Origin of the sequence: Streptomyces sp. NBC_00988 (genome assembly GCF_045162645.1) — a bacterium.
Classification (GTDB): Bacteria; Actinomycetota; Actinomycetes; order Streptomycetales; family Streptomycetaceae; genus Streptomyces.
The window spans coordinates 178,663-197,727 of record NZ_CP108730.1; the positions used below are offsets into that span (position 1 = coordinate 178,663).

A 19,065-nucleotide genomic window follows, 5' to 3' on the forward strand; every position below is an offset into this window, starting at 1 on the left:
GACATGAGCCCCTGCCACAGGCAGGGATGACTCGAAAAGGAGAGGGACAGCTGGCGGGCAGCCGGAAGACGCATCAGTTCCGGCTGCCCGTGCCCGGCAGACGGGCTGGCTACTGTTCGGCGCCGTACAGGTTGCCGATCTGCGTGGCGCTCATCGCGCCCGCCCACACCCGCACACTGGCGAGGTGGCCCGGGAAGTAGCGGGCCGCCGCGCCGTCGATCCTGGCGCGGCCCACCTCGAACTGGCCACTGCCCTGCCACGGCGCGGTGTAGGCGACACCGTGATCGCCGTCCACCTGCGTCGTGTTGACGTAGAGGAACACCGCGCCGCGGGTGCTGGTGTCGCTCTCGTCGCCGCTGGCCTGCTGGGCGTCGTAGACGAGGGTCAGACGCACCCAGGTGTCCTTGTCCGCGACTTCGGACTGGGCCCGGGTCCAGGTGGCGCCGGTGGCGTCCTTGTTCGGACGGCCGAAGTACCACTTGCCCTGGGCGGAACCGGCAGGCTGCTCGTACCACACACCCCAGGAGGACTGGGTGGCGCCGGACTGTCCGAGGACCTGTACCTGGTAGTTCTTGGACGTGTCCGCGAGCTTGCTGCTGTCCAGGCGGACCCACGCGGTGGCGGTGAAAGAGCCGGTGTCGTCGGTCAGCGGTCCGGCAACGTTGGCGTAGTTGCTGCTGCCGTTGAGTGCCAGAACCTGGCGTGCGGTCAGGCCCAGGCTGGGATCGCCCGGGTTGTCCGGGTCGACACCCAGGGTGGCGCCGTTCAAGGTCATGGCACGGCCGTAGCCGGAACCGTCGGGTAGGGGGCCGGTGGAGGCGGTGGTGGCATCCCAGTTTCCGAGCATGGCCACGACCGGGTCACCGGCCGTCCCGTCGCTGGCGTCCTCGTCCTCCAGAGCGGCGTCCTGGACGACCTCGGTGTCGGCCAGCGCACGGGACCACACATGGACCTCGTCGATCTGTCCGCCGAAGTACTCACTGTAAGCAGAACCGGCGCGCAGGCGTCCCACCTGCAGGGCGCCCGTCGCATTCCACGGTGTGGTGAAATCGACCGGATTCCCCTGCGGGCGTCCGTTGACATACAGCTGGACCGTGCCCGCGGCTGCGTCGTAGACACCGGTCAGGTGTGTCCACACGTTCAGGGTGGGCGGCGCTGTCGCGATCGAGCGGGTGATGGTGGGGCTGGCGACGTCGCTGCCATGCCGGTTGAAGATCCACGCCTTGTAGGCGGAGGAGTAGTAGAGCTGGAACCCGGACGCGTTCGTGCCCGACTGGGACAACGCGGTGTAGTTGCGGGATGCGTCCTGCAGCCGAACCCACGCCGACACCGAGAAGCTCTTGCCCGTGTCCAGGACCGGTCCGGCGGTCGCGGCGTAGCCGCTGGTGCCGTCCAGCTTCAGCGCGTGCGACCCGGCCCGTGCGAGGGCGGAGTAGGAGGCACCGCCCCCGGAGGTGAGGGGATGCGCGGTCGCCGCGGTGCTATCAGTGCCGTTGTTGTCCAAGTGCCAGATACCAGACGCCAGTTCGGCGCCCTTGACGTTGAAGCTGTAGTAACCGGTCAGCGACGCATTTCCGGCGTCGTCGTAGCCCGACACCTGAATGGTGTTCTCCCCCGCCTGGTCGGGGGTGATGGTGCGGGTCAGAGAGGCACCCTTGGCCACCTTGACCGGATCCGAGATCTTGCCGCTGTTCAGCCGCCACTTGTAGGAGGTCACATCCGACTGGATCCCGATGGTGTGCCAGTCCTCGTCGGCGGGAGTGAACGTGAACTGGCCGCCCTGCCCCACTCCCCCGGACGCCGGGTTGGAATCAGCAGGCGGGTACGTGCCGTCCGCACTGGTCACAGTGGGCGCCCCAGGGCTATGGGTATCAACCCGGAAGTAGCACCACGACGACCACGAAGACGTCAGCGTGCCCGTCGCGCCACGATCAGTCTTGTAATACGCCTCGGTACGGGCCCGCATCCGGTACTCGCTTTCGCCGAGCGCGCTAGTGGCGGCAGCCCGCTTGGCGTTGTCGGCCACCCACTCGCTGGCAGGCGAGTCCGCATCCCATACCTTCGCCGACCCGTCCGCCCGCCACACCTCGAACTGCGCCCGCAGCTGCGCGTTGGCGGCATCCGCGGACTGCACCGTGGCGTACATCTTGGGTGTGGTGACACTGGTGGCGAACGGCTGGGCGGAGGCGTTGCACACCGAACCCGTCGTCCCCTGCTGCACACCTACCGGTGTCGGCACGCCCGGCTTGGAGATGTAGGTGACCGACAGCGTGGCGTCGTCGCGGAAACGGGCCCACGACGCGGTGGAGGTTTCATCGTGGGCGGTAAGCGAGAAGGTGATCTGCGGCTTCTGCTGATCCACGTGGTCCCGCACCGTGGTGGTCAGGTTCTCATTGCTCTCCTCAGCCACGTTGTCGCTGAAGCGCACCGAGTTCGCCGGCTGCGCGGGACTGCACAGGCTGCCCCGGCCGTAGGAGACGTTCCGGTCGACCATCAGGTCAACGGCCTTGGGGCGGCTCGACCACCGGGTGCTGGAGGAGATCCCCTTGTCAACCAGGCTCAGGTCGTACCAGTGCGCATCGCAGGTGAACGTCCATGTCTGGTACGCCTCGAAGGTGACGTCCAGGACCTTCTTCCCGTACAGCGACGTCAGCGGGTACTCGTAGTAAAGGCGCTGAGTGTAGGGCGAGTTGGAGCAGAGGTAGCCCGCGTAGTTGGAGCAGTAGCCAGTGCCCTTGTCGCCGTCCCACTCCCAGAAGTGGTCCCCGTCCGAAGACAGTGCCGTCCAGTCGTTGTGGACCACGCCCTTCACCGGCGGGTCGATGTAGACGGGGTATGCCGTGTTCTTGCCGCGCAACAGGTCCAGGTCCGGGACGAGTTGGAGCTTGTCCGCCGATACCTTCACATCGACATCAGCCGTCTTGTCCGCCCCGCCGGGACCCCGTGTCGGATCCTGGGGGCCGCCGTCGTCCGGCTGGATGCCTTCGTCTGTGGTGAACGCAGCCGTTCGGGCCGCACCGGCTTTGGTGCTCACGCTGGAGTCGACACTGTCGCCGGTTGAGTCCCACATCTGCCCGCCGGGACCTTCGAAAACGTTGGCCCCGTTCTCGTCGACAGCGACAAGTCCACCATCGCGGCCCGGCTCGACCTGCAAACCCTGCGCCGCAACCGACATCTCCAGACGGTCCAGGGCGGGATTGGCAGCCGCCGCAGCATCCTTGACGATCAGCACCTGAGAGAAACCGGTACCGACCGCGGTGACCTTGAGATCCACCCCCGGCAGCACATCCGGATACGTAGCGGAACTACCCGACACCGCCGGCTTCGGAAGGACCGAGGGCCACGCAAGTGACAACGATTTCCCGCTCTTCGTCAGAGTGACCAGGTTCTTCTGACCACCCCCGGAAAACGTCATGTCCGTCGTCGTCGACTTGGCATGGATGCTGCCGTCGCCCGACTCCTCCAGCGTCGTGTCGATCGGCGCCCACGAACCGTCAGCCCGACGGGCCCGCACCGGCGTCGCACTCGTCTCCTGCGTGAACGTGCCATCAGGATTGGCGAAAACCTGCGCCGTCTCGGTGCGCTGCGCCGTGACCTCGACCCGATCCCCCGACGCCGCTGCGGCCGCCGACGCCGCAGCCTCCGCACTCTTTGGCAGCAATGCTGCGGATTTCGCCGCCTGCCGCGGTACGGCCAACGCCGGTTCTACCGCTGCCAGTCCTGTGACAACTGATGCCATCGCCACGACCGCACACCATCTGCGACGCCGATGGCGCCGCCCCCGTTCCCCCACAGCTACACCCCAGAAAGTTCATGGCTTACCCACAGATCGGTCAAGTGTTCTGATCAGTGCATGCCATGGTCAAGAGTGATGATGATCACGCGCTCTGGAATCGTCGCAGGCCGGATATCGGGTAACCCCCACAAAACAGGTTGAATTGATCACTCGCCATCAGGTGCACTCACGCCGATTACGACGTCACGCAGTCCGCAAGCCAGGCAGATCCAAGACGTGTGCGTAGGCCGCTTGCACACCCCCGGACAGTGCGCAGCTCGCCCGCCGACTCTGCGATCAGCTCCTCGGGCACCGACGCACTCCACCAGCAGCTACGATCGCGCCCACATCAATCGGGAGGAAGATCACTATGGCAATGGGGCTCGCAGGTCTGCCGAGCAGAGAATGGATGATCAAGGACGCGAAGGATCGAAAGTACAGTTACGACTCCGAGGAAGAGGCGTTCGAGGAACTCCCCGAATACGGGGCAGGCGCCACGGTCTGGACCCGCGAGGTTTATCGCGTCCTGTTCGTGACCAAGTCGATCGATGGGTGGAAGCAGATTCCCAGTGCCCGGGCTTACTGATCGTTTCAAAATGGTTGGTGTTCACATAGCGGCCTACGGCGTCCGAGGTGGTGGTGGCAGAATGCCGGGGTGGAGTCGATCTTGCGCGCCGCCGGCGAACTGTTGGATGTCGAGTTGTCCGGCCCGGTCGACCTGGGTGGCAGCTCGCGTAGCACCGTGTTGCGTTGTGAAACGGCCGGTGGCGGCAGTGTGATCGTCAAGGCGTTCGGCAACGAGCCGGAGTCCCTGCGTGGCTTCACGGCTGAGGCCGCTGGGCTGTCTCTCGGGATCGCCGGTCCCGAGGTGCTGGGTGTGGACCCCGAGGTTCCCCTGCTGGTCATGGCGGATCTCGGGAACGCGCCTACCCTGGCGGACGTTCTGCTCGGGAGCGATCCGACGGTCGCGGAGAGCGGGTTGCTGGCCTGGGCCCGCGGGCTTGGGCAACTGGCCGCCGCGTCGGTGCACCGGCGTGCCGATCTCGCGCGGCTGTGGTCCCGGTACGACAAGGGCATGCGGTCCTGGGGGGACGAGCCGTGGATCGCGCAGAGGGCCACCGATCTGCTCGCGCTGCTCGACGGCGCCGGAATCGCAGTTCCTCCGGGCCTTGCCGGGGAGTTGGCCCGGATCGGGACAGCGGGTGGGGAGGAGTATCCGGCCTTCACCCCGGGTGACACGTGTCCCGACAACAACCTGCTCACCTCACAGGGGCTGCGGCTGATCGACTTCGAGGCGGCCTGCTACCAGTCGGTGTTCCTGACGGCCGCGTACTGCCGGATGCCGTTCTCCAGCTGCTGGTGCGTCTTCACCCTGCCGGCCGGGATCGCCGCGGAGATCGAGCAGGCGTATCGCGCGGAGGTCGTCGGTGTGTACCCGGCGCTGGCCGAGGACGAGGTGTGGCAGGCCGGCATGCGGCAGGCCATAGCGGTCTGGACGATGGACGCGACGGTGAGGATGCTTCCTCGCACCGTGGAGGACGAGCCGCTGCACCGGACTCGGCGTCCGGTCCCGACGAGGCGTCAGGTGCTGAGGCATCGCTGGGAGGTGGCGAGCACGCTGGAGGAGTTCCCGGCGTTCGCGGAGACGATGCGGTTGTTGTTGCGTGAGGTCGCCGGAGGCTGGGAGGTGGCCCCGCTGCCGGGGTATCCGGCTTTCGGGAACCGAGGGGAGAGTCGGTCGTTTCAGGCACCGGCCGATGTAACGACTCCCGGCTGACGGTACGTCGGGGCAGGATCTGCCGAATGTCTGCCGATCTTGTTCCTGATGACCTGTGGGAGCGGATAGTTCCGTTGCTCCCGCCGCGGCGTTCTCGGCGGTACCGCAATCCTGGGCGGTTGCCGGTACCGGACCGAGTTGCTCTGGCCGGCATCGTCTACGTGCTGCGGAAGGGCGTCGCGTGGCGGGATGTTCCTGCTCAGGTCGTCGGCTGCTCAGGGGTGACAAGTTGGCGTCGGCTTCGGGACTGGACCGAGGCCGGTGTCTGGCCCCGCCTCCACAACGCTCTCCTCGGTGAATTGAGAGCATGGGGACTGCTCGCGATGGACGACACCGCGATTGACGGCTCTCACGTCCGCGCTCTGAAGGAGGGAGACCATGTCGGTCCCTCACCTGTCGATCGTGCGCGTCCTGGCTCCAAGCGCCATGTGATCGTCGACCAGCACGGCACTCCACTGGCCGTCTCCGTGACCGGGGGAAATCGGCACGACGTCACGCAGCTGATCCCGTTACTGGAAGCGATCCCACGTATCCGGGGATTGCGCGGTCGCCCCCGCAATCGGCCCAAACGGCTGTACGCCGACCGCGGCTACGACTTCGACAAGTACCGCCGCCTGTTGTGGGCGCGCGGGATCAAGCCCGTCATCGCCAGACGCGGGGTCGCACACGGCTCGGGCCTTGGGCGCACCAGGTGGGTAGTCGAGCGCACATTCGCCTGGCTCCATCAGTTCAAACGGCTGCGGATCCGCTACGAGCGCCGTGCCGATCTCCACCAGGGGCTGCTAGAGCTGGCCTGCGGAATCATCTGCCTTCGCCGACTCCGGAAGGCATTCTGAAACGATCAGTTAGTGCGCGGAGCTCTCCATTGATGCTGACCAGAGGGCATTGCGCACCTTCCGATAGCCCGGGTTACCAGTAGACTCCGGGGAATTGCACCCGATGCACGATCCCGGATCGTCCGAGCTGGGGAGCTGCGACATCAACCCACCTCCCTGGGTTGGAACAGGGCCCTTGGAGTCGTGCTGGTCGCTGAGGCGTTGAGCACCGTCTCACTGCGGTCCAGCGCGGTGGAGAGGTCTCGATACGCTTCTTCTGGCAACGTCCTCGCGCCGAGCGCACAGGCCCGAACCAAGTCCTTGCAGTCTCGTGCGTGGCTGTCTGTGGCGAGCGCGAGGAACAGAGGGTGTGCCAGGACCTCGCGGGCCGCATACCCGTTGCGGGCTTCCGTAGTTCGTCGGACCAGATCCTCGACGACAAGACCGGCCGCAGGTTGATCGGCAGAGTCGATCACGTCAAGGACGGTGAGGCCGAGACGGATGTCGAAGACGGTCAGCCCCGGCTTGGCAGCATGCCTCAGGTACATGTTCACGAGCCCAGGTAGGCGGACGCTCACATCCTGCCCTGCGGCGCGGCAGCACAGCGCGGTCAGGCAGTCAGTGACGGCCTGCTCCCACTGGTCACCCGGCGCTGTCGTGGTGAGCAGGTCCGTAGCCCGCTTTGTGTCACCGACGGTAAGGGCCCCGACGACGGCAACTTGGCGTCCATCCAGCATGCGTGTGCCGACGCCCCGGTGCTCCTCGACGTGTGTCAGGGCCTCACGCCAGCGGCCCGTGGTGGTGAGGGTGCGTGTGCCGTCGGCGAGCAAGACGCGCCAGAGCCACGTTCGGACGTCGTGCCGGTCCTGGTTGGTGTGGGTGAGGTCGGCAGGCACGGTGATGTCTTCGAAGGTGACCTCGTCACCGGTGCCGACGGCTTCGTACAGGTCCAGGAGCCGACGGCGGCCGTCGTCGGTGTGGCCGGCGCGGATCTGCAAGCGGGCGAGATTGACCAGGGGCTCCAGGCCCCGGATGGTGCTCGTCGCAGACAGGGGGCAGGCCCGCAGGTAGGCGGTGGCGTGGCGGTGGCACATCGACCGGGCGAGGTCGGGAAGGCCGAGGTCGGAGGCCAGGAGCGCGGACTGGTTGAAGACCGTGGAGGCCAGTCCTTGTTCGCGTTGCTGTTCCGCCCTGTCGGCGAGGTCGACCAGTGCCTGTACCCGGTCGGGCAGCGGCGGGCAGGAGGGCCGGAAGCGGGCAACGAGCGGGAAGCGCCTTGCTATCGGGCCGTGCGGGTCCATGGGGCCCCCTGGGAGTGACGGTATGGGTAGGGACTGGTGGAGCCCGTCGGCAACCGCCACGGGCTCCACCCCCTTCACGTCCGGGCTGGCGTCAGCGCCAGTCGACGACGATGCGGTTCAGCGGAGTGTCGAGAGAGAAGAGGCCGGGCTGCTGCTCGATCGCAGGTGCGTCGAGAGGCTGGATGGTGAAGGAGGCTTCGCGGCCCCGGTAGTTGTGGTCCCAGGTGCGGATCGCCTCGGCGACCTTCGCGGCCAGTTCGTCGCTGCCGGGCCCGTGGCCGATGACGCCGAACTCCCAGAGCTTGCCGCCCTCGGGGGTCTTCTGCTCCGAGAGGCGGCGGGCGAGGTAGGTGACGGCGCCCTTGTCGACGGCCGCGGTGGACGAGGGGTAGGGGTCGTCGGTGAGCAGTGTGCCCTTGGCGTCCTGCGGGAACAGCATGCGGATCAGGCCGCTGGGCATCGAGCAGGTGACGAACAGTTCCATCCAGTCCGGTGATTCCATGGCGCGGACCGTCATGCCGGTCCACTCCTCGGTGCGGGGCTGCTCCAGCATTCCGGCCAGAGCGTCGGCGTCGATGGGCTGCCCGGCGGGGGCTTGGAGCCGTACGGTGCCGTCCTTGCTGAGGGGGATGACGCGGCGGTCGTCGTCGGCGATGCCGCGGCGCAGCGGCATGAAGGTGTTCATCCTGCTGCCGATGCTCGTCCACTGGCCGTCGCGCTGCTCGTAGGCGATGGAGCGGGACACACTGCCTTTGAGTCGCTGGGGAACGACGAGCCGTCCGCCGGGCGCGAGCTGGTCGAACCAGGCGTGCGGGACGCCGTGAGCGCCTACGGTGGCGATGATCCGGTCGTACGGGGCGCCCTCGGCATGGCCGACGGCCCCATCGCGGGTCAGTGCCTCCACGTTGGAGAACCCCGCCGCGCCGAGGTGTGCGCGGGCTCCTTCCACGAGGTCATCGTCGACGTCGATCGTGGTCACGTGTCCAGCCTCGCCGACCAGGTAGGCGAGCAGGGCGGCGTTGTAGCCGGTGCCGGCGCCGAGTTCGAGGATGCGTTCGCCGGGCTGGGCCTCCAATTGGTCCAGCATGAGGGCGACGACTCCGGGCTGGGAGGCGCAGGAGATCGACGTGCCGTCGGTGTCGTACTTAATGTTGACCGGCACGTTGGCGTACGCGTCTTCGAGCGAAGCGTCGGGCACGAACAGGTGTCGAGGCATTGTGCGCAGAGCGGCCTCGACGGCGGGCGTGCGGGCGTACCCGGATTCGCGGATCTGGTCGACCAGAGCGTTGCGGAGTCGTTCGGCCTCGGCCCCGGGGGTGGCGATCGTGTCGGTATTCACCGTCCCGACGCTAGTGGTTTCCGACGTGCCCTCGGCGGACGACGCGGTGTTGTCACTCGATCCCATGACTGCCTCTCGTGCGGTGTTGAACAGGGCGCTTTGGTCGTCCGGGCGGAGACCTGCGCGGTTGGAGTGGAAGATCACGTGGTGGGCGATGAGGGCTCGCACTCCGCGCGCGAGCCCGCCCCCGGTGGCGAGGTAGGCGAGCGTCGTACCGGCCCGCTCGAAGGCGGCCACCCACGCGGCGTGCCCATCGAGCGGGCCGTCCGTTCGGCAGAGACTGCGAGCGTCGACGGTCATCAACGTGCGCATGGCCGGTATCAGGGCGGCGGCCCGCTCCGGGGTGAGGGCTTCGGTCGCCGGTCGCAGCAAGGCGGCTTTCGCCCACACGTCGCCTTGCTCGAACCAGTCCAGATTGGCGGCCCGCATCAGGGAGCTGAAGAGGAGGACGGCGGTCTCCCGGCGCCCCAGTCGCCCGGGGCCGGGTTGATAGGTGACCAGGTGCCGACTGTCCTCATGGAACAGGTCATGGGCGGCTTCCATGGCCTCTGTGCCGCCGAAGGCAGTGGTCTCCGGCTCGTAGATGCCGTACGTCCACGACCGAACCGTGCGTTCGACGACAAGCTCCCTCAGTAGGGACTCAACCAGCGGGGATGGCTCCGCAGCGTGGTACCGCAGTGGCCAGGGCTGCTTGTTCATGAACCACCAGCCGGTGAGCTGGCCCTCTTCCTCTGCTGCAAGCAGGGTGGGGCCGAGGCGTTCGGCGATAGCCCGTTTGCCGGTCGCGCGGTCGGCGAAGGTGACGTTGTGCTGGTGCCAACGGTCCGGGGGCATGGCGGTGGTCCTTCGATCGGGGGTCAGGCGATGAGCAGGCAGGAATCCCAGGCGGATTGGGACGGCGTGGCGGTGGCAGGCGCAAGGAGCGCCAGGGCTATACCGGCGGCGCCGTTGAGGAACCCGGGCCCCACTTCCTCGTCCCGCACCAAGGCCGCGGCCGCGGTTGCTGGGTCGGTGCCCGGAGGACACACCGCGGTCAGGAGTGCCGGGATCGTCGCCTGGAGCTGGCCAGCGGTCGCGGGGTGCGCGTCGGTGCCAGTCCGGGCGGCGATGTGGGCGAGGCCAGCGAAACCGTGGCACAGGCCGTTGTCCGTGGTGGCCTTGAGCTGTGTGCGCTCGGTGAGGGCGGCCACGAGCGCGCTCCCCGTCTCGACTTCGCGGAGGGTGTCATCGAGGACGAGGGCGGCGAGCTGCTGGGCGCGGACGAGGCCAGCGGTGCCGTAGCACCATGAAGGGCGGCGCGGTGCGGAGGGGGCGAGGTGCCCGTGCCTAAGTTCGGCGCGCGTGACCCAGTACGGCCAGGCAACGCCGAGATCGGTCTTCTCCTGCCAGCGGTCCAGCCACGCCAGGATGATGCGCATGGCGTTGTGGTGTCCACCGACGACGGTGCCGTACCGAGCGGCGAGTGCCAGCAGTGCGAGCACCCCGCCGATTCCGTGCGCGAGACCGCTGTTGGCGTGCCCGCCGGGGAACCGCTCGTCAGATCGGCCGGATGGTCCGGTCGCCGTCCACCACCCCGGCAGAGTCTCGCCGTCGACGCTGAGCGGTTCGGCGAGGCGTACGCAGTAGCCGAGGACCGCATACAGGTCGGAGCTGGACGGGTCGCGGCGCAGCAGGTAGGACCCGTAGCCGGTGAGTCCACGGATCACGTCGAACTCCGCCAGTTGTGGCAGGTGGCCGGCGTCGATTCGGCGGTGCGCGGCGTCAAGGCGTACGCGGATGTCGGTGGCGATCCGTGCGTCGAGGGTGTCCAGGGCGCGCTCGTAGGTACCGGGTAGGTGGTCGGCGGCGCAGGCCACGGTGTGGGCGAGGGCGGGGGCGCCGTAGAACGGGTGGCTGTCCGGCCCGCTGGTGAACGGTTGCCGAGTGGCAGCGGTGAGCCAGTCGTGGGCGCGTTGCCACGGTCCGATGCCGCGCGCGGCCCGTTCGATGTGCAGCAGCGCGATTCCCAGCGGCCCGTAGGCGAGTTGCTGCCGTTCGGTGGTGGTCGTGCGGGGACTCACGGGGGCTGTAGCGGGGTCGGCCAGGTGGTCGGCGACGGCGTCCGCCATCTTCAGCGCGGAAGGGTGGGTCACCGTGTCCTCCGGGAAATCCAGGCCAGCGCAGCAGCGCGGGTGAGATACAGGCAGATCGCTTCCTCGGGGAAGTCGACCGCCAGGTGCCGCACGAAGTGGACGTGCAGGAGCGAGGAGAGAACGTCGTCCAGGCGGATGCCCTGGGTATCCGGGCCAGGGAGGTGGGGGCGGTAGGCGGCAAGCGCCGCGTCCCGGTCGGCCCACGCCTCCACGATGGCCTCGCCGCCGGGAACGTCGCGCAGTGCGGCCCAGTCGCCGGACGGGTCGGCCAGCCGTACGGTCTCGGTGAACTGCGGACGCGCCACCGGTGCGGGCGCGTTGGGCGGAATGTGGTCGATCAGCCAGCGCATCCCGGCCTCGTGGCTACCGAGGAACGCGGTGGCGATGGCGATGGTGTGCGTGGCGACCAGCGCACGCGAATGCGGCCGGAGGGGTTGGGAGAGCTGCGCGACGACGGCCCGGGAGTCAGCGCGGAACACGTCTTCAGCCGCATCCCAGGCAGTGCCGGAGCCCCAACGGCCCATCTCGCGGTAGGAGGTGGGGAAGCGGACGTCCGACAGCAGCCCGGCGCTGCGTAGCTCGTTGGCCCAGGTGCCGACGGCGTGGGCGATCTCGGCAAAGGCTTCGGGATCGGGCAGGGCGATGCGTACCCGGAGGTGGTGGTCGGGGTCGCGGAAGCGGATGAACCACCATGGTGGGCTGCCGAGTTGGTCCAGCAGGTCGGGGATGTGCTGGGCGAGGACGGTGTCTTGACGGCGACGGTCGCCATACAAGGTGGCCAGCAGCAGGGATGAGACGCCGGGAGTCTGGATCTGCGCTGGAGAGAACATGCGGGCCGGTGTGGGGGTCGGCAGGAGCGGCCATGCCGGGGGCCGTGTGGCCCTGAGAGGGACGACGACCTCGTGCGCGCGGCCCTCGCACCAGCCGTAGGCGTCGACGTCCGGGCCCTCGACGAGGACGGCGAGGCGGGTGCGGTCGAGGTGCTGGCGCAGCAGGGTGCGGTGGGCGGCCTGGTCGAGGTCGAGGAGCAGACGACGGTCCTCCTCGGCCAGGGCGACCCGCTGAGGCATCCTCCGTCGAGTCCGCCACTCCTCAAGAGCGGTGTCCCACTGCGCCTGGGGACGGTCGCGGCCAGGGAGTTCGGCTGCTTCCAGCCGCCACCGTGCGGGGGCGAGGACCGTGCGCCCGTAGCGCAGTCGGGGCAGGAAGGGCATCGCGTTCGCGGCGCCCCAGTTGAACTGGGTGACCTGTGCGCACTGGGCGCGCGCGAGTTCGGTGAGGAACCGGACCAGCGGCGGGGTGTGTTCCTTGAGGTTCAGGGCGTGCATCCCCACGGCCTCGATCCGCTGCCCGCGCTCGGGGGCGGCCAGATACATGCGGCGGCCGTCGCAGGCCACCGCCAGGTCGTCGGGCGTGAGGACGTCGCTGCTGGTGGAACGGTGCTCCTGGACGCTGATCACGGTGGACAGGACCTGCGGAGCGCGGGTGACGTGGGCGCTCGTGGGCAGCAGCGGCGGGAACGACAACTGGGCGGGGGCGGTGCCGTCGTCCGCGGTCGGGAGGTCGGCCAGTTCCGCCAACAGGTGCCCGCGGTCCTCGGGGGCCAGCACGCCGAGGAACCGGCCGGTGGTGACCCCGATGCCGCGTGACACGCTCGCGACCTCCAGCCGGAACCGCCCGCGCTGCAGTTCCTCGGTGCTGGCCGCGTGGACCTGGACCCCGACCTCCAGGTGCGGCGGCACCCTGGGGCTCTCGGGTCCCAGATCCATCGCCGCGATCAGTTCATCGGTGAGAACCACCTCGTGGCGGCCGTCGAGGACGGCGGCCTGCGCCAGCCGCACCAAGGTGTCGTCGCGTGCAGAAAGGCGGGAGCGGCGCCCGTCGGCGGGGGCACCGGGATACCCGTCGGGGAAACCTGTGCCGCTGTCGGCGACGACTTCGGTCAGCGGCACCATCGTGCCGATGCCGTACCGCTCGTAGAAGCGTCGCTGGTACGCCTTCCACGCCGCGGTCCCGTACGGGAGGGCGCTGACCCGGGCCAGGACGTCGGCTGCCCGCTCGACTTCGCGGGCAACCTCTTGCGGCAGTTCTACCTCGGCGTCCAGACGCAGGTCGAAGGCGAGGGGGTGACGGCGCAGGCCCGGGACCAGAGCCCGCATCCGCGCGGCGGCGCGGCCCCTGCCGCTGCGAGAGCCACAGTCGCGCAAGTCGCTCTGGACGGCGCGGAGTTCACGGATCGTATCGGCAACCTGGGTTACACCGTCGGCCTCTACGGCATCGAGCGGCGCCAACAGGTAGTCCAGGGCGTCGGTCTCGGTGCTCGGTGCGCGCAGGCTGGTGATCAGTACCTCGTTGCGGATCAGTCCCTCCACGAGCCTCCGCGCCTTTCCCGGGCCTGCTCCGGGGAAGTCCGCAACCAGCTTGTCCGCGAGAACTCCGGCACAGATGGGCTCGCGGGCTGCCTCCAGGACCACCCGCACCGGTTCGGTCAGGGCCACGGATGCCTCAACCGCACGCCGCCGGTCACCTTGGGCGTCGGCCTGGTACGGCACGATCAGCCGGTCACCGCGTCGCATCGCGGTGTTGTTGAGGACCACCGGAAGGCGTGCCAGGAGTTCGGGGCACGACTCCAGCCGTTCGACAACGGCCGTCAGCCACTCCGCGCTCGCCCTGCCGATGACGACATGCTCCGAGCCCCACGTCGTGCATGCTCGTGCGCCGATGGTGGCCGAGGCCACTCCGGCGAACAGGCCGAACGGCGTTGCGCGCTGTTCGGCACGCAACACGTAGCGGGCAACAGAGGAGACAGTGCGCAGCACCTCATGCGCGGCCGGGGTGTTGGAGGAGCACAAGGCCCGCGCCTGGGAGGCGAGGACAGGACTGGCGTGCTCCAGGGCCTCGACCACGTCCTCCTGGGACCACACCTCCCGCAACCATGCGAGCCGGGCCGCCGTGCCACCGGGGGAAAGGTCGTCGAGGTCGGGACACGGGGAGACAGGAAGCTCCGGCCGAGCGACCGCACGGACGAGCGCGGTCGTACCAGCGCGGAACGCGGTGCTCGAAGCCATCACAATCTCCTGGTCCAGAGGGGCGGCCGGTGCCTTCGCACTGCGGGTCATGAAGACACCGGCCTGGGTACCGTGCGCCTTAGGTCAGGCCACGTTGGTGGTGCAGGCGCCGCAGGTCTCGCCGCACCCGTCGTCCGTCAGGTTGATCAGGCCGGCGGAGTCGCCGACCTCGACCAGCCTCACGTCGAGGTCGAAGCCGTCCGAGGCGGTCGCCGGGATCGCCGTGGTGGTGTGGTTGATGGTGGGGCTCATGCCAACTCCTGTTCGTCGAATGCGAGTTGTGAACGGTGGTACGACCGGGCGTCTTCGTGCGGAGCGTCTTGAGGCAGCTACGCCACGGAGGCAGTTCCCGGCCACCGGCCCGAGGCGCTATGGGCGCCTACCTCGGGCCGGCGTGCCGCCCCAATAAGCCTGGTTCGAAGCAGCCAGCTCACCAGGGCGGACGTCAACTAGGCGGCGGCCTCTGCGACTTGCTGGTTGAGAACGTCTGAGAAGCAGTCGCCATCGAGCGTGACGCGGACGATGTGGTGGTCCGAGTCGTCTTCGGACACTTCAATCACGTCCACGCCGGTCACCGCGGGCAGCAGGTCGTTGGTGCCGTAGACGCGGTCGACGCGGGAGTCCGGGCCGTGCGTCGCACAGGCGTTGACCGTTCGGGACACTGCCTGTTTGTCTCCCTGTCTCGCGGTCGCCCAGTAGCGGGCCAGATCCTCCAAGCCGGCGGTGCTCAGCGCCTCATCCGGGCGGGTATCCATCACCCGGGTGTCGTTCGCTCCGACGTACGAGCGATGCAGCCTGTGGGTCTTGTCCTCTATCTCCTCAAGCACCGGCAGCGCCGGATCGCCCTCGACGCCAGGCACCGGATAGCTGTTGTTGTCTCCACCAGCCAGACACGGCATCCGTACGACCTCGCCCTGCGGTGTGGTCCACCTCTTGTCGGCCCAGGTCGAGAGCCATTCCGCTTCGGCCACGCGGGTCGTGCCGGACGCGTAGTTGAGGTGGTAGGAGACCAGGGCGAGCGGCATCGCCTCGGCTCCGGCAGGCAGGTAGCGCATGATCAGCGCGGTGGGCGGCAGCACCCACATGGGGGCAGCCGTGTCCCACTCCCGCACCGGCTGGAACACGCTCGGGTCGGCGAAGACCGCGGTGCACGATTCGGGCCCGAGCCAGCCCCGCAGGCCGAGCACCTGCTCCAGCTCGTAGAGGATCGTGTTGCCGTTGGTGCCCGCTCCCCACATCTCCTGCCGGAACACGAGGTGGGGGTTGAGGGAGACCAGCAGTTCGTGCGCCTTCAGGCGCTTGGCCGGGTCCTCTTTGCCGTTGTTCTCGAAGTTCCAGGACAACAGAGTGATCTTGCTCATGGGTTCCTCGCTTCGTCGCGACTCGGTGGCGTTGCTGTCGGTCCCGGTTCAGGTGGCGGGTACCGGTTCGGCGGACAGGGCACGGCGCAGTCCCGAGAGGCTGAAGGTGGCGAGCACCGGGGGGTGGTCGGAGGCCTCGATGACCTCCTCGGTGACGATGACCTCCAGCCCAGTCAGGGCATCGGCGACCTGCGGGGTCGCATAGATCCGGTCGATCTGCTGCCTCGTCCCCTGGTCCGTGCGCCACAGCGGCGAGGTGGGTTCGAGGGCACCCGCCTGGCCGAGTTCGGTCGCGGCGTAGTGCCCCAGTTCCACGAAGACGGGCGGTCGCCCCTCGTACTCGCCCGCGAGGATCTCGTCCGGCAGCGTGTCGGAGATCCGCTTGCCGTCCCGTTCGATCGTGCGCGCCTCGAAGTGGGACCGGTCCTCGATCCGGCTCCAGTCGGGCAGGGGATGCCGGTTGCTCGGGCGGTGCGGGTAGGAGTTCATGTCGCCGCCGACGATCGCCGCCATGCCGGGCCGGCCCAGCGTGGCGATGCGTTTTGCTTCGCTCGCCCGCGTGGCGGGGTCGAAGGAGCACAGATGGACGGACGCCAGACTCAGCTTCTTGGCAGCGCCCTTGAGCCGGACCACGGGGTTGCATACCGGGTGCCACATTCCGGTGCGGTGCTCGAAGAACTCGGTCGGCCGGCACAGGTTCCGGTCCACGTAGACGCCGGTCGGGTTGGCGGACTCGGGGGTCGCGCCGGCAAGGAAGGCGGCGTGGCCGCCGAGCCGGGCGGCCTCCGCCCAGACCGCGCGAGCGCCGAACATGTCGGCGCGGGTCAGTTCCTGGCGCAGGAGTACGTGGGGCTTAAGGGTGGCGAGAACGTCCATGGCCAGGTGCCATCGTGCGTCGTCGCCGTCGTTGTTGATGCCGTTGTGCTCAATGTTCCACGTGACGACGCGGAATTCGTCGTCCTCGGGCGGCTTGGTCATGGGGTCCTCCGTAGGGTGCGGGTCTGCTGGTGGGGTGCTGCTCTTTGCCCGGCGGTTGGGGGCCGGGGCCGCGTGGTGGATCTCGCTCTCGTCAGCGGGCGGTGCTCAGGGTGCGGTCGACTGCGGCGAGGTCGAAGCGGGAGATGGTGAGGGCGTGGTCGGTCCACCGCTCCACGTCGGCGGTGTCGATGACCTCGAAGCCGATCAGGGCTGATGCCAGGTCAGGGGTGCTGAGTTGGACGTCGATACGCCGCCGGGGGCCTTGGTCGGTGCGGTGGAGACTGGCAGTGGGCGTCAGTGCCTGGCGCTGGCCCAGAACGGTGGCCGCGTGGTGGGCGAGATCGGTGAAGACGGGCTTCGCGCCGCCGGTGAGGATCTTGCTCGGAACGGTGTCGGAGACGCGTCGGCCGTCACGCTCGATGGTGCGGTGCTGGAAGTGGACGGGGTCTTCGACGGTGTCCCAGTCGATGGGGTCGGCGATCTCGTCGTCGGTGCGGTGGGGGTAGCTGTTGCGTCCATGCCGATCAGGACGGCGTGGCCGTGGTCGGCGTACGTGGTGAGCCGACGGGCTTCGGTGGCCCGCAGATGGGGGTCGTAGTGGCATAGGTGGGCCGAGGCGAGGTGCAGCGTGCGGGGACAGTCCTTGCGGCGGACTTCGAGGTGGCAGATCTGCTTCCACGCGAGGTCATCGTTGGTGTGGGCCACGATGTCGAAGAGGCGCGGGTTGGCCATCACCCCGACCGGGTTCTTGCTGCGTCCCGCATGCTCCGCGCCCATGAACGCGATCAGGCCGCCGAGCGCGTGGGCCTCCGCGTACAGGGCGCGTTTGCCGTGGGCGCCTGCCCCGCTCAGCTCCTGCCGGAAGACGATGTCGGGCTTGTAGGCCGCGAGGATCTCCTCCGGGCGAGGGGAATGGTCCCTGCCGTCGAGCGGAGCACGTCCGTTCTTCTGGATGTTCCAGGACGCGACCACGAGCACTTTGGGCGTCATGCGGACTCCTCGTTCCGGGGCAGTAGCGGTAAGCGCATGTCAGGGACAGCGGGATGGCCAGCACTGCCGACCGAGTACAGACCGCACCGACGCGGCCATCGGGAAGGCGGGTTTCTCGGAGCCAAGGGGGTGGTGATGGCCCGTTCGACATCCCAGCCGCCGGTGCGGATCCGGCTGTAGAGGCGGCCGGATCTCACTCGCGGCACCAAGGCGAAGGTCATTGGATGCTCACCGCGTCCGGATGGGCCGTCGAATTCGGAGTGCCGCCGTCGGAAGTAGTTGACGGGGACGGCGAATCGGGATCAACGGGTTTGGCTGTTTTCGCCAAGCGGGCCCCGGTCCAGGAGACGGCTACGCCGAGCGGAGGGGCCAGGAGAGGCCGGTAGTAGAAAGGGAGCCCGTGAATGAGCATGAGGCAGCCGCCGACGAGGTCGAAGGTGAAGTGGGCGGCCATGACGGGGAGGAGACGCCCGTATTGCCGGTACAGCCAGACGCGGCCTGCGGCGAGGAGGAGCATGCCGATGGCGGGGAGTCCGAGGTAGGCGTGCAGGGGGACTTCGGGCACGCAGACCAGGGTGTAGATCTGCCAGGCGGGTCGGCGTACCGCGGTCAGCAGTGCGGTGGCGGCCGCGACAAGCACCACGTCTTCGAACGCCACCGTGGAGACGGCGCTGATGGTCAGGGTCCCGAGGTTGTCGATGCCGAAGGCGGACATCTGGCCGCTCTTCATGACGGCACGTCGATTCCGGTCCAGCGGATGAGGTGGAGCAGGAGGAAGGAGGCAACTCCGCCGGCGAGACAAGCCAGGAAGACCAACCATGTGATCTCCCAGTCACGGAGCCGTTCGACGGGCGTGCGGGGAAGGGTGATCCTCAGGGAGACACCGTGTGCGCGGCACAGTTCGAGGGCCAGCCACGCTAGGCCGCATGGGAGAGCGGTCTGGCCGACGAGCCGTGCGAACGCGCTGGGGAAGGGAGCGGTCCCGAACATGGCCGCCGCTCCGGCAAAGACGGCTGCGCCGCGCTGGACCAGACGCTGTCCGGGCGCGACCCGGCTGAGTGGGGTGCGGGCTATGACCAGCCAGGAGAGCCATCCGAACACAACTGCCGCGACAGCAAATTGGGCCCAGAAGAACATGTAGCCGACCCGTGTGGGCCATGTCGACGGCAGGCCGTACAGGGAACCGGAGACTAAAGCCTCTGAGATCAGGGGCAGACCGCAGGACAGGATCAGGAGCGCGATCACGTGCCGCGTCACGGTGCGGGAGGACGCGTCGGTCAGCTCGGTGGACTCCGGCTCCGGCCGGTCGACGAGGCCGTACAGGGCGGCGCGGAGAGAGATCATGCGCGTCCTCCCCCGGTGAAGGACGCGAAGTCGTCGGTGTCGTAGGCGGCGAGCGATGCCCAGGGCTGCGGGCCGGTACTGACACGGGCGGCCTGCTGGGTCAGGTCGAAGAGCAGTTCCAGCACGACGGCGGTGATGCGGTCCATGCGGCATGAGTTGTCGAGTCCGGCGGAACGAGGCAGGAG

At 68.4% G+C, this 19,065-nt stretch carries 15 protein-coding genes; 3 read left to right on the top strand and 12 right to left on the bottom strand.

The features are described from left to right. Positions 1-109: 109 nt before the first annotated feature. Positions 110-3,739, bottom strand: a complete 3,630-nt coding sequence (locus OG496_RS00800) for a LamG domain-containing protein (RefSeq protein WP_405969096.1) — start codon at positions 3,737-3,739, stop codon at positions 110-112. Positions 3,740-4,145: 406 nt separating this feature from the next. On the opposite strand from OG496_RS00800, the gene OG496_RS00805 reads away from it, so the two are divergent. From OG496_RS00805 to OG496_RS00815, 3 genes are all read left to right on the top strand, one after another. Then, positions 4,146-4,361 carry a hypothetical protein gene (locus OG496_RS00805; RefSeq protein ID WP_405969097.1) on the top strand — a complete coding sequence of 72 codons (216 nt, stop codon included), beginning with the start codon at positions 4,146-4,148 and terminating at the stop codon, positions 4,359-4,361. Between the two features lie 69 nt (positions 4,362-4,430). Then, positions 4,431-5,552 carry a hypothetical protein gene (locus tag OG496_RS00810; RefSeq protein ID WP_405969098.1) on the top strand — a complete coding sequence of 374 codons (1,122 nt, stop codon included), beginning with the start codon at positions 4,431-4,433 and terminating at the stop codon, positions 5,550-5,552. A gap of 26 nt (positions 5,553-5,578) precedes the next feature. Then, positions 5,579-6,388, top strand: a complete 810-nt coding sequence (locus tag OG496_RS00815; RefSeq protein WP_405969099.1) for an IS5 family transposase — start codon at positions 5,579-5,581, stop codon at positions 6,386-6,388. Between the two features lie 143 nt (positions 6,389-6,531). Here OG496_RS00815 and OG496_RS00820 read toward each other — a convergent pair whose 3' ends face one another. The 11 genes from OG496_RS00820 to OG496_RS00870 all read right to left on the bottom strand — a co-directional run bounded on the left by OG496_RS00820 (position 6,532) and on the right by OG496_RS00870 (position 19,026). Continuing rightward, on the bottom strand, positions 6,532-7,668 hold the full coding sequence (locus OG496_RS00820) for a hypothetical protein (protein WP_405969100.1): 1,137 nt from the start codon (positions 7,666-7,668) through the stop codon (positions 6,532-6,534). Between the two features lie 91 nt (positions 7,669-7,759). Further along, positions 7,760-9,841, bottom strand: a complete 2,082-nt coding sequence (gene fxlM, locus OG496_RS00825) for a methyltransferase, FxLD system (protein WP_405969101.1) — start codon at positions 9,839-9,841, stop codon at positions 7,760-7,762. 23 nt (positions 9,842-9,864) lie between these two features. Continuing rightward, entirely contained in the window at positions 9,865-11,139 is a 1,275-nt protein-coding gene (locus OG496_RS00830; protein WP_405969102.1) for a lanthionine synthetase C family protein, read from the bottom strand. After that, the gene (locus OG496_RS00835) at positions 11,136-14,207 is read right to left on the bottom strand and encodes a lantibiotic dehydratase (RefSeq protein WP_405969103.1); all 3,072 of its coding nucleotides are present in this window, start codon (positions 14,205-14,207) and stop codon (positions 11,136-11,138) included. The genes OG496_RS00830 and OG496_RS00835 overlap by 4 nt, the downstream gene beginning before the upstream one ends. Positions 14,208-14,291: 84 nt before the next feature. Then, positions 14,292-14,459: an FxLD family lanthipeptide gene (locus OG496_RS00840; protein ID WP_405969104.1), complete on the bottom strand. Its 168-nt coding sequence runs from the start codon at positions 14,457-14,459 to the stop codon at positions 14,292-14,294. Between the two features lie 197 nt (positions 14,460-14,656). Further along, positions 14,657-15,568: an endonuclease/exonuclease/phosphatase family protein gene (locus OG496_RS00845; RefSeq protein WP_405969105.1), complete on the bottom strand. Its 912-nt coding sequence runs from the start codon at positions 15,566-15,568 to the stop codon at positions 14,657-14,659. Between the two features lie 48 nt (positions 15,569-15,616). Further along, positions 15,617-16,546, bottom strand: coding sequence for an endonuclease/exonuclease/phosphatase family protein (locus OG496_RS00850; RefSeq protein WP_405969106.1), 930 nt, complete (start codon positions 16,544-16,546; stop codon positions 15,617-15,619). 294 nt (positions 16,547-16,840) lie between these two features. Continuing rightward, complete coding sequence (locus tag OG496_RS00855) at positions 16,841-17,536, bottom strand: endonuclease/exonuclease/phosphatase family protein (protein ID WP_405969107.1); 696 nt, start codon at positions 17,534-17,536, stop codon at positions 16,841-16,843. Between the two features lie 217 nt (positions 17,537-17,753). Beyond that, positions 17,754-18,266, bottom strand: a complete 513-nt coding sequence (locus tag OG496_RS00860) for a hypothetical protein (RefSeq protein WP_405969108.1) — start codon at positions 18,264-18,266, stop codon at positions 17,754-17,756. Beyond that, positions 18,263-18,880, bottom strand: coding sequence for a hypothetical protein (locus OG496_RS00865; RefSeq protein WP_405969109.1), 618 nt, complete (start codon positions 18,878-18,880; stop codon positions 18,263-18,265). The genes OG496_RS00860 and OG496_RS00865 overlap by 4 nt, the downstream gene beginning before the upstream one ends. Next, positions 18,877-19,026, bottom strand: coding sequence for a hypothetical protein (locus OG496_RS00870; protein ID WP_405969110.1), 150 nt, complete (start codon positions 19,024-19,026; stop codon positions 18,877-18,879). Before OG496_RS00870 ends, OG496_RS00865 begins: the two co-directional genes overlap by 4 nt. Positions 19,027-19,065: the final 39 nt, after the last annotated feature.

Bases quoted from the DNA above. Each gene is read 5' to 3' on its own strand.
- OG496_RS00800 (WP_405969096.1), bottom strand. From the start codon at position 3,739: ATGGCATCAGTTGTCACAGGACTGGCAGCGGTAGAACCGGCGTTGGCC.
- OG496_RS00805 (WP_405969097.1), top strand. From the start codon at position 4,146: ATGGCAATGGGGCTCGCAGGTCTGCCGAGCAGAGAATGGATGATCAAG.
- OG496_RS00815 (WP_405969099.1), top strand. From the start codon at position 5,579: ATGTCTGCCGATCTTGTTCCTGATGACCTGTGGGAGCGGATAGTTCCG.
- OG496_RS00820 (WP_405969100.1), bottom strand. From the start codon at position 7,668: ATGGACCCGCACGGCCCGATAGCAAGGCGCTTCCCGCTCGTTGCCCGC.
- fxlM (WP_405969101.1), bottom strand. From the start codon at position 9,841: ATGCCCCCGGACCGTTGGCACCAGCACAACGTCACCTTCGCCGACCGC.
- OG496_RS00835 (WP_405969103.1), bottom strand. From the start codon at position 14,207: ATGGCTTCGAGCACCGCGTTCCGCGCTGGTACGACCGCGCTCGTCCGT.
- OG496_RS00840 (WP_405969104.1), bottom strand. From the start codon at position 14,459: ATGAGCCCCACCATCAACCACACCACCACGGCGATCCCGGCGACCGCC.
- OG496_RS00845 (WP_405969105.1), bottom strand. From the start codon at position 15,568: ATGAGCAAGATCACTCTGTTGTCCTGGAACTTCGAGAACAACGGCAAA.
- OG496_RS00850 (WP_405969106.1), bottom strand. From the start codon at position 16,546: ATGACCAAGCCGCCCGAGGACGACGAATTCCGCGTCGTCACGTGGAAC.
- OG496_RS00855 (WP_405969107.1), bottom strand. From the start codon at position 17,536: ATGACGCCCAAAGTGCTCGTGGTCGCGTCCTGGAACATCCAGAAGAAC.
- OG496_RS00860 (WP_405969108.1), bottom strand. From the start codon at position 18,266: ATGAAGAGCGGCCAGATGTCCGCCTTCGGCATCGACAACCTCGGGACC.
- OG496_RS00865 (WP_405969109.1), bottom strand. From the start codon at position 18,880: ATGATCTCTCTCCGCGCCGCCCTGTACGGCCTCGTCGACCGGCCGGAG.
- OG496_RS00870 (WP_405969110.1), bottom strand. From the start codon at position 19,026: ATGGACCGCATCACCGCCGTCGTGCTGGAACTGCTCTTCGACCTGACC.